Below are 13,635 nucleotides of genomic sequence, written 5' to 3' on the forward strand. Positions count from 1 at the left end.
GTTGATGCTGATTCAGAGGCTGAAGTGCTTGCGCTTGTTGACGCTGACTCAGACGCTGAGGTCGATGCACTTGTTGACGCTGATTCAGACGCTGATGTGCTTGCACTTGTGCTTGCTGATTCAGATGCTGAGGTGCTTGCACTTGTGCTTGCTGATTCAGATGCTGAGGTGCTTGCACTTGTTGACGCTGATTCAGATGCTGATGTCGATGCACTTGTTGACGCTGACTCAGATGCTGATGTAGACGCACTTGTTGATGCTGATTCAGAGGCTGAAGTGCTTGCGCTTGTTGACGCTGACTCAGACGCTGAGGTCGATGCACTTGTTGATGCAGATGTACTTGCTGACGTACTTGCGCTTGTTGAAGCCGATGTACTTGCTGAGGTGCTTGCGCTTGTTGAAGCCGATGTACTTGCCGATGTACTTGCGCTCGTTGAAGCTGACGTACTTGCCGACGTACTTGCGCTGGTTGAAACCGATGTACTTGCTGATGTGCTTGCGCTCGTTGAGGCTGAAGTACTTGCGGATGTACTTACGCTCGTTGATGCAGATGTACTTGCTGATGTACTTGCGCTAGTCATTGCACTTACTGATGCGCTGGTTGAAGCTGACACTGATGCACTTGTTGATGCTGACTCAGAACGATATTTCTTGTCTGAAACAGTTTCATCTTGACTATAAACCGTTGGTGCATATGGTTGATTACCAGATGTTACTTTAGCATTATCTTTATAATAAACTGTTGCAACACCGCTGTCACTTACATCGATGCTAGAAATACGATCACGACCGTTCGGAGTCACTTTATCGTGAGCTTTTCTGATTTCTTCGCGAACTTTGTCCTTATCAGATTCTGATAAATGATTTTTATCCTTGACTTCAGTCAAGTCAATCGCAGGTTTATTAAACAAGTTCTGCAACTGATCTTGTTGAATTCGAATTTCTCCGACGTCAACAGTGTTTCCACTTGGATCTGTAGCATTGAGCCAACGTCCCCAGGTATTTCCTGATCTCCAAGCAAGGTCTTTGTTAGTAACCGCATTAATGGTGAAGGTAGTTTGGTCATCATTTGTTAAGGTATTGATAATATTTGTGATAGGACCAGTTCCCCATTCAGGTCTGTTTTCAAAGAAGTCCGTCAAATCTTTTCGATTACCAGAAACCTTCAAAGTTTTTAATTTACCACTATTATCTTTACCTGTATAGGTAATCTGGATAGTATCTCCTGCATAGAACAAATAGCGACCATTGCTATCTTTCTTAGGTTCCTGACCATTTACAGTAACAGTATAGGTAATTGTTGGATTCACACGTTCAGGAGTAATCTTACTTGTCGTTACTTCTGAATCGAGACCAGCAACTGTAGATTTAGCTGTTACAACACCTGTCGGAAGAAGACCGTTATTGCCATCATAAGCATCCTGCAATTCTGTCGGATCAAATGTGACGCTTGTTTCATTATCTTTAGCTCTCTTCTCGAACGTATGACCTGCCAAAGTCAAGGTTACAAGAGCTCCTGGTGTTACATTTGTAACAACGATCGAACGATTTGGCAAGCCACCAGTTTCATTAGTAGAAGCAACTGAGATAACTGGTGCCTGTGGAATTACCTTAATAGTCACATCGTTCGTTGTGCCATCTTTGTAGGTAATCGTTACAGTACCATCGGTAGCAATACTATAATCGCTAATGCGGTTGGCTACCTGAGGATTTGCAGTTTTCACTGCATCAAGAATCTTGGTGCGTTCATCATCGGTCAACGCATTTGGATTGGCAACTGCAATGGCGTTAGTAGGTTGAGCTCCTGGGAATTTTTCATTCAATTTTCCTTGTGCAACTACAGCCGTTACTCTACCCGTATTATCTGATAAGTCTGTAGCATTAGTTCCACGAGTCCATTTATTTCCATCTTTATATTGGACATTTTCTCCGTAAGTAGCAGTGTACTCTAATACTTTTGGATTTGTTGCTGAAGCTTCAGTAGTGGTGTCCTTAATGCCTGGCGCTGCATCATCTGAAGAATAACCATCTTGGAAAATACGACTGATATCTGAAGTACCATCGTTTAATTTCAGAGTTTTAATCTTACCACTATTATCTTTAGCAGTTAAAACAACTTTAATCTTGTCGCCTGCGAATACTTCGTAACCACTGACTCCTGGACGAACATTATTCTTAATCGATTGTTTTTCCCATAGGCCCGTCTTGTCGTTCTTAATATAAAGTTCAAAAGTTACTTCAGGTGCTACAGTTTCCTTGGTAATAGTTTTAGTCGTTGTAGCTGATTCCAAGGTTTCATTTACACTAGTACCAGGATTTTGGAAAACCTTACTTTGTTTAACAGTTACGTCACCTGTTGGAAGGAGACCGTTGTTTCCATCATAGGCAGCCTTCAAATCTGTCGCAGTAAAGGTTACACTTGTGTCATTATTCCCCGCTGTCTTAGGGAATGTATGTCCGTTTAATGTCAGGGTAACAAGTGCACCCGGCGTCACATTGGTGACTGTAATTCCTTTATTTGGAAGACCACCTGTGTTAGTAACCTGATTATCTGCGATTTGTGGTGCTTGTGGATTGACCTTGAAGATAACTGGAACAGATGTGCTGTTTCTTGCTGCATCAGTAGAACCTTGCGGTAAGGTCACTCTTACTTTTCTTGTGTAGAATCCTGGATTAGCAACCATGGCGTCGTCAGGAGTTTGTTCCCAACTGAATGTTGTACCTGCAGGTATCGCAACTCCAGCATCAGAATTCTTAATAGCATTACTTGGATTGGCAATAATATCCGCTAATGAAGCCTTATCACCAACTGTAGTAACATACTCTTGTTTTGCTACCGGATCAACTACAGTATAGTCAAAGCTAGTTTCACTTGTTAGGGCTGCATTGCTAGATGATACAGTACCAAAACGTCCATTTGGATAGGTAGCTCTTACTGTGTAAGTTGTACGGTGCGACACAGGATTAGTTCCTGTTGTATGCCATACGCTACTAAATTCAGGTGAGCCAGCTTGTTTACTCAATGTGGCACTTGGATTGTTATTCAGGCGATATTCATAAGAGAATGTAGTACCTGATGGAAGGTCACTACTATTGATATAGAGGTTTGAATAGCCACCAATATTATTGGCATAGCTTCCTCCAACAGTTCTATCACTACCTGGAACTGCTTTAAAGGCATAAAATTGACCTTTCACACCATTGTTTGTTTTGGTTTCAACTTTCGGATAGACCGTATAGTTGATGGTTACATCCGTTGTCGAATTATCAGAATAGGTAACACGTGCTAGAGCTGATTGAGCCCCAGTTGCACTAGTAGAGATTGGCGTTACCCAAGAAATGCTATGTCCAGTGACAGCTGGTGTTGAACTATCAACAGGATCAACAGTGACAAAGTTATTTACATTAGCAACATCTGTCGCAGCTTCCCCTTGCAAAGTATAAACAGTTGGAACTTTAGTTGTAGCATTATAAAGTTCATTTTGTTTGAGTTTATGGAAGGCATAGGTAATACCTTGTTTTCCTTCAAGAACTCTGACAGTATTGCCCGATACGTATCCTTTGGCTGTTGCAACGTTAGTTGCCTTCAACTGATAACCATCAATGTTCAAATATTGTGAAAGATCTACAGTTGTTCCTGGAAGTTGTTGGATAAACATCTCATCCTTACCAGGGATTTCCTCTCCAGTATCTGCATCGATGAAATGAACTGTAACATAGGCACCACGCGCAGAGTATTCAAATTTTTCTAGTCTAAATTGTTGCAAGTTGGTTCCAGAGCCTGTCGAAGCGAAGAGGGCCAAGGCTAGTTCTTCAGGGTTACCAGCGTTATCCAACAAACTTCTCCTTGTATTCTCAAGTCTGAGAGAATTTGTATTAACTGGACGGCCATCTACAAACATATCTCTTGTAGTCGCAATTGTATCTGATTGCAGATTCATAGACCAGGTTTGACCATCATTATAGGTAACAGTCATCACTTTGGTCGTTCCATTGTAGGAAACCTGGTAGTCTCTGAAAGTATTATTCGTTGGATTTTGAGCCAATTTTGAAAATGTACGTATTACTGGATAGACAGTTCCTTGGGCATTTCTGTTGTTACCATTATAGTTATAGGTAAAGCCACCAAAGGCACCGCCACCTGACACGGACCCTGGATCGGCAGATGCTTTATTTACAGCTTCTGGTGCACCCGTATTATGCCATGTATCAAGTTTAAATCCAAAAGAACCTTTAAGATTATCTCCCCCCATACCAAGAGAGGCACCTGAACCATTACCGTTAGCATTTCCGATGACACCAGGTTCAGCAGTTGAAAACACTGTAGCAATCCCATCACCACCATAGTGACCATTAGTATACCCTTCATAGGCATTACCAAGATTGATCTTACCTGTCAAAGTAAAGCTTTCAGTCATATCAATCTTAGTTTTCAAGGTATAGGAACCAGCTTGCCCACTTGTGTTCTGTGTTAAGGTTACTGTACCACCACTTAGATTTGCAGTCCCTGATGTTTTAAAGTAGTTTGCTTGGTTTTTATTGGTAACAATTAGTTTGGCTTTAGAATCATAGCTTGCATTTCCCAAAGAAGCATTTGTATTAAATGGAATACGAAAATCATTTGAAGAAGTCAAAGCTTGACCATTACGGTAGTCACGCGCTCCAGAACTTGCTCGAAGAACTGTGTTGACCACACTATTACGTGTTCTAGTAGCCTCAGAGATAAGAGTATTAAGGTCAGCGTTAGGATCGGTCAAAGCATTTTGAATAGTTTCAATCGTAGCTTTCCCTTTTAGAAGAGCACTTTCAGCACCCTCACGATTTCCCAGACGACCGAGATAGGTTCCAATCTCATCTGAAAGACTCTTGAGTTTTTTCTCTTGCTCTGCTCGTTTTTTGTCAGTTTCAGTCGCAGTTACTAACCCTGTCGCTGCTGTTGTTAACATATCAGCAGTGTTGCCATTGACTTTATCAGAAACACCTGCGCTTGCTGAAGCAGTATTCAAGTTAGCTGGAGTTGACTTATAGGTAATTGTAGCACCATCTTTATCCGCTACTACTTCTTCTACCTTAGAAGTTTCACCAGTAGAACCCTTACTTGTTGAGTTTGTGACTACAGAACTAGTAGAACTCGTTTCTGAGAGGCTTTCTGATCTTGTAAGTGACTCAGAGCTACTGAGTGAAGTTGAAGTAGATGCTGAAGTTGAGGTAGACTCTGATGCAGATGTACTTGCAGACACTGATGAAGACAAGGACTCTGATAATGATTGACTTTCAGAGACTGAAACACTCTCACTAATAGACTGAGAAGTCACATCTGAAGCCGGAGCTTCTTGATTTTCTTTCCCTACTGTTCCTAGAACAACTTTATCTGCAGTGACAAGTGTATCCTCTGTTTCGATAACTTTTTCAACTGCAGTTTGTTCATTGGCATGGACTTGAGTTTGAACAACAGCCCCACCACCGATAACTGAACCAGCTGCTACTATTCCCTTAAGAACATCGATTCCTGTCAATGGTGTGGAAGAACGCTCTTCAACAACTTCTGTTGACACTTGAGCAGTATCGACTCCACCACGAATGACTTTAAACAAGCCAAAAAGGGAAGTAGAGGCACGTAACCAGTGCTTACCAGACTTGATTAACTTAAATCTTGTAACACGGTCTGTCTCTCTAAATTGACCTTCATTTCTTTTAAAAAACATGTTAATACCTTCCGTTTTTCTATCAATTTTAAAAATTGATGCTGTTTCCTACTTTACCACTTTTTAATGATAATATCTAGCAATGATAACCGTTAATTACTTAAAAAATACTGATTTACACAGTTCAAAAAAGATCTCCAATACGTCAACTAGGATATTTATATAATAACCAACACTTTCCTCTTTCTCATGAAACTTATTCGCGGTCTTAATTATAGGAAATATTTCTTAAAACTCGTTTTAGATAGATTTTATAATTTCTATAACTTGGTATAAAAAGAACATATCATTTATTCATTCTATAATCCAAAAATACGATGATGTTCACAAGTTGATATTTCAAATTTCCTCTATGGTGAAATGAAATAAAATCTGGACAAATTGATTAGGGGAGTCAAATCAATTTCTAGCAATGTTTTAGAAGTCGAAATGAACTATTCTTTATTTAGCCTACTATAATAGTTATGATGATTCCCCAAACTTAAGCTAAAAATACAAATAAAAAAGAGTTTGAGAAAATCCCAAACTCTACTATTTTTTGATTTTATTTTCTAGCTATCTTTTCATCTTCTTCTAGTTGCTTAACCAATTGATCAACGCTATCAAATTTTACCATATCACGGATACGGTCCAACCAGGAAACGATGACAGTTTCCCCATAGATATCGTCGGAAAAATCAAAGATATGAACTTCAAAACGCTCTTCTTCGCCATCAAAGGTTTCATTTTTACCTAGACTCGCCATACCACGATAGACTTTTCTTTGGATTTCAACGTCAACGGCATAGACACCATCAGCCGGCATATAAGTCCGATCCAAGTTGACTAAATTAGCTGTAGGGAAGCCAATAGTTCGACCACGCGCATTTCCGTGAACCACTACACCTCTCGTTGGCAAAGGGAATCCCAGAAGTTTGCCTGCCTCTTTTACATCTCCTTCTAGAATGGCTTGGCGAATACGCGTTGAACTAATTTTCCCCTTTTCATCCTCAACTGGTGGAACAACAACTACTTCACCATGGAAAAGTTCTTTTAAATCCTCAGCTGTTTTTCTATCTGAACCAAGAGTATAGTCAAAACCAACTACAATCGTATCTGCCTTTGCTTCCTTGACATAGGTATCAATGAATTCTTGGGCAGTCATATTTGCTACTCGACTAGTGAAATCCATCAAATACAAGCTCTCAACTCCAGCTCGCTTCAATCTACGTTCACGTTCACTAGCATTCAAAATATGCAATAAGTGTTCAGGTGAGTATTGATTCAGAGTTAGTTTTGGTGATTCGTTAAAAGTTACTAGAGCTACTCCCTGGCGCTTTTCAGCAGCAATGTTAGAAGCTATTTCAAATAATTTTTGATGTCCAAGATGAACTCCATCAAAATAACCAAGTACAAGGACGTTTGGTCCTGGTGTTGCAATATCTTTTTCTGTTTTAATAGGTACTGTAATAATCATAGTATTTATTATACCAGAAAAATGGCGCTTTCAAAACAATTTAGACTGAATTCAGGACATAAAACTTAGAGCAAACTTTCTCTGACTTCTTTTCGCAACATTTCTAGACTTTCGATCCCGTACTTATCCATGACTTTTGGTAGATTTTCGATAATATCTGGACAAGCATAGGGATTCGTAAAGTTGGCTGTTCCGACACCGATTGCTGAGGCTCCTGCCAGATACATTTCTAAGGCCGCTTCAGCTGAATCCACTCCTCCCATACCAATGATTGGAAGCTTGGTTGTTTGAGCTACTTGACGGATTAGTTTTAGAGCTACAGGAAATACAGCAGGTCCAGACATGCCACCTGTCCCATTTGCGATAATCGGCTTTCTGGTTTTAAGGTCAAAACGTATCCCAACAAGGGTATTAATCATTGTGAGACCACTAGCTCCAGCATCTTCTACTGCTTTTGCAATAGTCACGATATCTGTCACACTAGGGGTTAATTTGACGTAAACGGGCACTTCTGATGCTTCCACAGCTGCTTTTACCACATCATAAGCTAAATTCGGGTCTTGCCCAATCAAAAATCCGTGATTTCCATGATCAACGTTAGGACAAGAGATATTGAGCTCAATGGCTTTCACGTTAGTTGCCTTAGAAACTCCATGAGATACGGCTGCGTATTCTTGTTTTGAAAAGCCAGCAACATTGGCGATAATGGGAAGATTTGGATATTCTCTTTGAAGCCAAGGTAGTTTCTCAGAGAGAACGACCTCTAAACCTGGATTTTGTAAACCAATGGCGTTGAGCATACCAGCAGGCGTTTCTGCCACTCGTGGAGTTGGATTTCCAAAACGTGGTTCTAAGGTAGTTGCCTTAATCATGATGGAGCCCAAAAGGTCTAAATCATAGTATTTGGCATATTCTTGACCAAAGCCAAAACAACCTGAAGCAGGAATGATAGGATTCTTTAATTCTAAGCCTGGTAGAGAAACTTGTAATCGATTTGTAGTCATGACACTCTCCTTATAAAACTACTGTGCCTGTTTTAAATACAGGGCCATCTTCACACACACGTTGACTAGCTGTTTCACTTTCAGGTACTTTCAATACGCAAGCATAGCAAGCCCCCATACCACAGGCCATACGGGATTCAAGAGATAGATAAGCTCTTGGATGCTCGTAAAAGGTTTGATTGATATATTTCATCATACCAGGTGCCCCACAAGAGTAGATGGCATCAAATTTCTTATCAAATTCCTTTATCACTACTGATACATTTCCTTGGGTTCTATAAGAACCATCATCAGTCGTTACAAAGACTTTGCTATATTGGGATAATTCATCTTCCAAAATAACTGCGTCTTTGGTCGCAAATCCTAGAACCGTTGTGACATCTACACCACGCTCATGCAGTTGCTTAGCTACTTCGAGTAAGGGTGGTACTCCGATTCCACCACCAACTAGGAGAACACGATTCTGCTTGTCTAAATCAGATAAATCAAAACCATTCCCCTGAGGTCCCATAACATCTAAGCTATCACCTGTTTTTAAGGTTGAAAAAATTGCCGTACCAGAACCTTCGATACGATAAATAAGATGGCATTGTTTATTAGCCTTATCTATAGACGAGATTGAAATCGGACGCCGCAAGAGATGAGCATCATCAGGAACTCGTAAATGAAGAAATTGGCCTGCTTTCATAGCTTCAACCATGTCTCCTTGAAGTACTAGCTCAAAGATCGCTGGTGCGATTTCCTTTTGAGACACTACTTTCATGATTTCCAAGCGAATAGCACCCATGCGTTTTTTACAATTTGGATTCATAACTTTTCCTCCTTAAATTTTAAGGGGTTCAGAAAAAGAAAAACCTTGCAATCGCAAGGTTTCAGTAAGATACTTACAGAAAAGAATCAAATAAACTTTGTTTATTCGAAGTTTGTGTAATCTATTTTCTATCTGACACCTTGTGAGCCTCTCTGGACTTCCCTTAAAGGTTAAATTTTTACTAGTATACTGTATCAACCCTAAAAAGTCAAGCAAAAATAGGTAAGGTGTCGGATGTATTTTAGTTTACTTATTTTTGTGAAGAGAGAATCTTCTCCAATTTTTGATAATCTTTGACACTATCGATTTCGTAGATAGAGTTTTCTTCCAATTCCTCTACGTAAACATCTAGTTCTTTGATATTATCTTTAACCATGTTGTCCCAGTAGAGATCTACAAATTCGCCGCTTGCATAGGCTTTGTCGATAAACCCAACGATTTTCTCAGCTGTTGGAGCATCCCAGAATGACACACCACTCAGGATGCGGCCGTTCTTGCTATCAACGATGATATCTTGAACTTTGTAGTCTTCTCCGTAAACTAGGAACCATTCATTGTCACATTCTTCACGATAAACACTAAAGTAAGTTGAACGTTCAATATCATTGCGGAACATATTCTTGAAAAGATAGTTATCCGCATCGATAACGTAGCTGTTAGCCAACTCTTCTTTTACCAAGTAAAGTGAGTAAAAATTATTGTAATCAGCATACTTGTCGTTGAAGACCAAACGAACGCCATACTTCTCTTTAAGATAGTCGAACTGTTCTTTCAAATAACCAACTACGATGATGATATCATCGATTCCACGCTCTTTTAAAAATTCAATTTGATATTCAACCAAAGGTTTTTGATTAACTTGAACCAAAGCTTTGGGTGTATTTTCTGTCATGGGTCTCAAACGAGTCCCCAAACCTGCTGCTAAGATGATAGCTTTCACGCGCTTTCTCCTTTATTCTTTAATAATAATGTAAACACCAGCCATTACAACAAATGAAGTAATGATGGTTAGTAAATTAAGGGGCGAGCCCAAGAAAATTGCTGCAAACAAAACAGTCCATACTACATAACTGACATTTAGACCGGTTGCCTTTGCTGGTTGCAATCGATTGATAGCAATGTAGTAGGCAAGGTAAGAAATCATATTAAATGCTGCAAAGACTATCAATAAACCAAACAATTGCCCGTTAGCCACTTCTGCAAACGTGTGATGCGAGAAGAGCACAATAACAAGATAAGACAAGAAGGATGTAACTTGCCGAATCAAGAGGGCTTCAATTTCACTGAGATCACTTTCCATTGCAAAGGAACTCAGAACACTTTCACTGCCCCAAGCAAGGGCACATATCAAGGCACAAAGAATCCCAATGTAGAAAGAATTCACTTGCTCGGCTTTATAGGTCTGAGCAATAATTCCTGCAATGATTAGAAGAATCCCCAAAACTGTATTTTTGGAAATCTTGTGCTTCAAGAAGAAGAAGGCAAGCAAGACTGAAACAGCAGGATAAATCGCAGAAACAGACGATGCTAGAGAACTTCCAATATACTTAACTGCATAAAGGTTGGCCTGCATACCAATCGGTCCTGCCAGTAAAGCACCAATAATAACACTGACATTTCGAATATTCAAGAAGATTGAAAAACGTACTTTTCCTTCCTTAACTAGAAGAAAACCTAGTAAGATAAAAATACTTAGAAAGTCGTGTGCTGCTGCTACTACAAAAGGTGATAAATCAGTAAAAATTGAAAATATATAGGCACTAATAGTCAGACCTAATCCCCAAAACATCCCTGAAAGCAGACCAAAGGAAACTCCGTTTTTAGTCTTCATCAGAACCTCCCATAGAATCCAACTCTTTCACAGCTCTACTGTAACGAGAGATTCCATAATCTCCGAAATCTGCACCATTTTCTTCTTTGTAGATAGTCCAGAGACTCCAAATAATGTCCTGCAAGATTTTGTAAATACGAATTTTTTCCCGAGAAACTGGTGTCAGGTCACTTTCATAATGACTTAAGAAGTTCTCTTCTTCGTCTGAAGTAAACTCAGATTCCAAGAAAAGAGCTGCCAAATCCCACATAGGATCATTCATAGATGAATATTCCCAATCAATCAGATAAAGGTGACCATCTGGTCCTTCTATGAAATTTTCAGGAACCAAATCAATGTGACATGATTTCTTATCGATACCAATTTCTTCAAGCTCTTCTTTCAGAGAAAATACTAACTTTCTGACAGTTTCATAGTTCGGATAGGAAATCTCCCCTTGAATCAAGGTTTCATATTTTTTGATTTCCTCAAAAGGAGCAAACTCTCCTTTTAATTCCTTACCCGAAGCATGAACCGTTTGTAAAATAGGCGCAATCTTTTCAAACTTAGTCTTGATAGTAGTGGAATTAAGAGTATTCGCAGATTTAATGTACTGATTAACCTTGATACCTGCTTCAATATCGAAAAGATAATTTTCCACATCAAGTTTTAAATCTTTTAACAAGTCCAGATTAAATTTCTCATTCTGGCGGTTGATCAATTTATCTGTGCCTTTTCCGAAAAACTTAACGATATACTGATTTGAGGTTGTCTTAACCAAATAGTTTTGATTAGTCATTCCTCCTAGTTGTTCAACACTTAAAATATCTTCATCAGTTGATAGTAAAGATGTCAGTTTTTCCTTAATAATCTTTTCCACAATCATCCTCCATTAGACTTCCCACTTAAAGACTGTCTTAAAGGCAGTATTTAGGTCAGTTGCAAAAACTCGGTGAATATCCTTAATTTCTCGTACTGGTTCTTCTAAATAAATGATATTTTTCAAACGATTGGCAAATCTCTTAATCTCCATCATTTGGATAGCTTTTTCGAAGTCAACACGTCCTGAACGCGAAGAACCTACCAGTAACAAACCTTTTTCCAAGGAATCTCGGGTATTGATGTTGACCTTGTACTCACTAACACCCATCATCAGAATGGTTCCCTGTGGTTTGATGTAACGGATGAGATCATTAATAGCAGGTCCGCATCCATCACCACCACAACATTCGAAACCATGATCAAAACTAAGATCTTCTGGGATGCTATCCGTAATGTAAAGCTCCTTAGCAAAAGAGAAGAGTTCTAATTTCTCCCAATGACGACCAATAACAATAATCTCAGCTTCAGGCAAGATATAGTTGATAATATTAGCCATTACAAAAGCTAAACTACCATCGCCAATAACTGCAATACGCTGACGTCTGCTGTGAGAAACCGTCAAGAAACGATTCATAGCGTGCATACCCACACTGACAAATTCAGTAATGGCAGCTACTGTATCTTCGATGTCCTCGTAAGCTACCACACGATCCTTAGGTAGAGAAACAAATTCTCGCATAAAGCCATCATAACCACTAGACAAGAAATAGGTTCCTGTCATATAGTTTTCATAAAATTCCTCATCACTCTGCATAGGTGGTTGATTGGGAATCATGACAACCTTCTGACCAACTTTGTAGGTACCTGTGGGATCAGAAATAACAGTCCCACAAGACTCATGAATCATAGCCATTGGAAGTTTCTTTGATAAAATTTTTGGATCACGTTTTCCTTGATAGTAACGTTGATCCGCATGACAAACCGCCATAAAGTTTGGTCGAATAAGGATATGATTCTCTTGATCAATCTCTTCTTCTTGGTATTTGATATTGATAAATTTGGGTTTTGTCAGTTGATAAATTTGATTAATCATGTCTCTAGTCTTTCTCAATCATGCTTTTAGCAATCTTCAAGTCTGTAACTGTTGTAATTTTAAGGTTTGAGTATTCACCTTTTGCCAAGGCAACATCTTTACCCTTAATGACAAAGATTTTACATGCATCTGTTAAAATTTCTTTTTCTTCTGCTGATAAAGAACCATACAAATCAATAAAGTCTTTACAACGGAAGGTTTGAGGTGTTTGTCCTTGATAAAGATGAGCGCGATTTGGAATATCTGTGATGAACTGACCATTTGTACTTTCAACAATGGTATCCACCGCTTCAACCACAGTATCGACAGCATCATGTTTTTGAGCAAGAGCAATATTGTCTTGAATCATACGAAGTGTGATAAAGGGGCGAACCGAATCATGCGTTACCACGATATCATCTTCTGTCAGTGGACGATAAGCATCAATAGCTTCAATAATTTTTTCAATACTAGAATTACGATCCGCACCACCTTTTGTGATGATGATACGATCCTTATGAAGCGGAAGGAATTTTTCAACTAAATCTTCTGCGTGTGTAACCCAGTCACCATGAACTCCAACTACAATCTTTTCAATACTTGGTTCCAAGACAAATTTTTCAATAGTATGAATCAAGATTGGGCGATCTCCCAACTCAAGAAATTGTTTTGGTAAATTACTAATCCCCATGCGCGTGCCAGTTCCACCTGCTAAAATTCCAGCGTAGATCATTTTAATACTCCTTTAGTTTGTTCTAAAAAACTCATTCTTTACCATTATATCACAACCTAGCCCTTTATCGAAATAAATACTAGAATTCTCTAGCCAGAAAGAGGGTTGTTACATACTTTTTGGGAAGGTATCTTGAATGATAAAAAGTAGGTTTTCAAATCCATCTTTCCATTAATATAGAGTTCTTCAGAATATTATAGAAACCTTAAAGAAACCTTAAAC

At 39.1% G+C, this 13,635-nt stretch carries 9 protein-coding genes; all 9 read right to left on the reverse strand.

The genetic code is table 11. The features are described 5' to 3' along the window. Positions 1-5,705: accessory Sec-dependent serine-rich glycoprotein adhesin (locus tag QEZ38_RS01740; protein ID WP_281334830.1), on the reverse strand; the 5,705-nt coding region annotated here is incomplete at its 3' end. Positions 5,706-6,249: 544 nt separating this feature from the next. Further along, positions 6,250-7,161, reverse strand: coding sequence for a bifunctional riboflavin kinase/FAD synthetase (locus QEZ38_RS01745; RefSeq protein WP_281334831.1), 912 nt, complete (start codon positions 7,159-7,161; stop codon positions 6,250-6,252). 65 nt (positions 7,162-7,226) lie between these two features. Next, positions 7,227-8,165 (reverse strand): dihydroorotate dehydrogenase, encoded by a 939-nt coding sequence (locus QEZ38_RS01750; RefSeq protein WP_281334832.1) that lies wholly within the window; start codon positions 8,163-8,165, stop codon positions 7,227-7,229. Between the two features lie 10 nt (positions 8,166-8,175). Next, a complete protein-coding gene (locus tag QEZ38_RS01755) occupies positions 8,176-8,976 on the reverse strand; it encodes a dihydroorotate dehydrogenase electron transfer subunit (RefSeq protein ID WP_281334833.1) in 801 nt (266 codons plus the stop codon). Positions 8,977-9,226: 250 nt separating this feature from the next. Continuing rightward, positions 9,227-9,916 carry a sugar phosphate nucleotidyltransferase gene (locus QEZ38_RS01760; protein WP_281334834.1) on the reverse strand — a complete coding sequence of 230 codons (690 nt, stop codon included), beginning with the start codon at positions 9,914-9,916 and terminating at the stop codon, positions 9,227-9,229. 12 nt (positions 9,917-9,928) lie between these two features. Beyond that, on the reverse strand, positions 9,929-10,807 hold the full coding sequence (locus tag QEZ38_RS01765) for a DMT family transporter (RefSeq protein ID WP_281334835.1): 879 nt from the start codon (positions 10,805-10,807) through the stop codon (positions 9,929-9,931). Next, positions 10,797-11,666: a choline/ethanolamine kinase family protein gene (locus tag QEZ38_RS01770; protein WP_281334836.1), complete on the reverse strand. Its 870-nt coding sequence runs from the start codon at positions 11,664-11,666 to the stop codon at positions 10,797-10,799. Before QEZ38_RS01770 ends, QEZ38_RS01765 begins: the two co-directional genes overlap by 11 nt. 12 nt (positions 11,667-11,678) lie before the next feature. Then, positions 11,679-12,701 carry a ribitol-5-phosphate dehydrogenase gene (locus QEZ38_RS01775; protein WP_281334837.1) on the reverse strand — a complete coding sequence of 341 codons (1,023 nt, stop codon included), beginning with the start codon at positions 12,699-12,701 and terminating at the stop codon, positions 11,679-11,681. A 4-nt stretch (positions 12,702-12,705) separates the two neighbouring features. After that, on the reverse strand, positions 12,706-13,413 hold the full coding sequence (locus tag QEZ38_RS01780; RefSeq protein WP_036752755.1) for an IspD/TarI family cytidylyltransferase: 708 nt from the start codon (positions 13,411-13,413) through the stop codon (positions 12,706-12,708). Positions 13,414-13,635 lie beyond the last annotated feature (222 nt).

This window comes from Streptococcus taonis, from assembly GCF_029948085.1.
Taxonomy (GTDB): Bacteria; Bacillota; Bacilli; order Lactobacillales; family Streptococcaceae; genus Streptococcus; species Streptococcus taonis.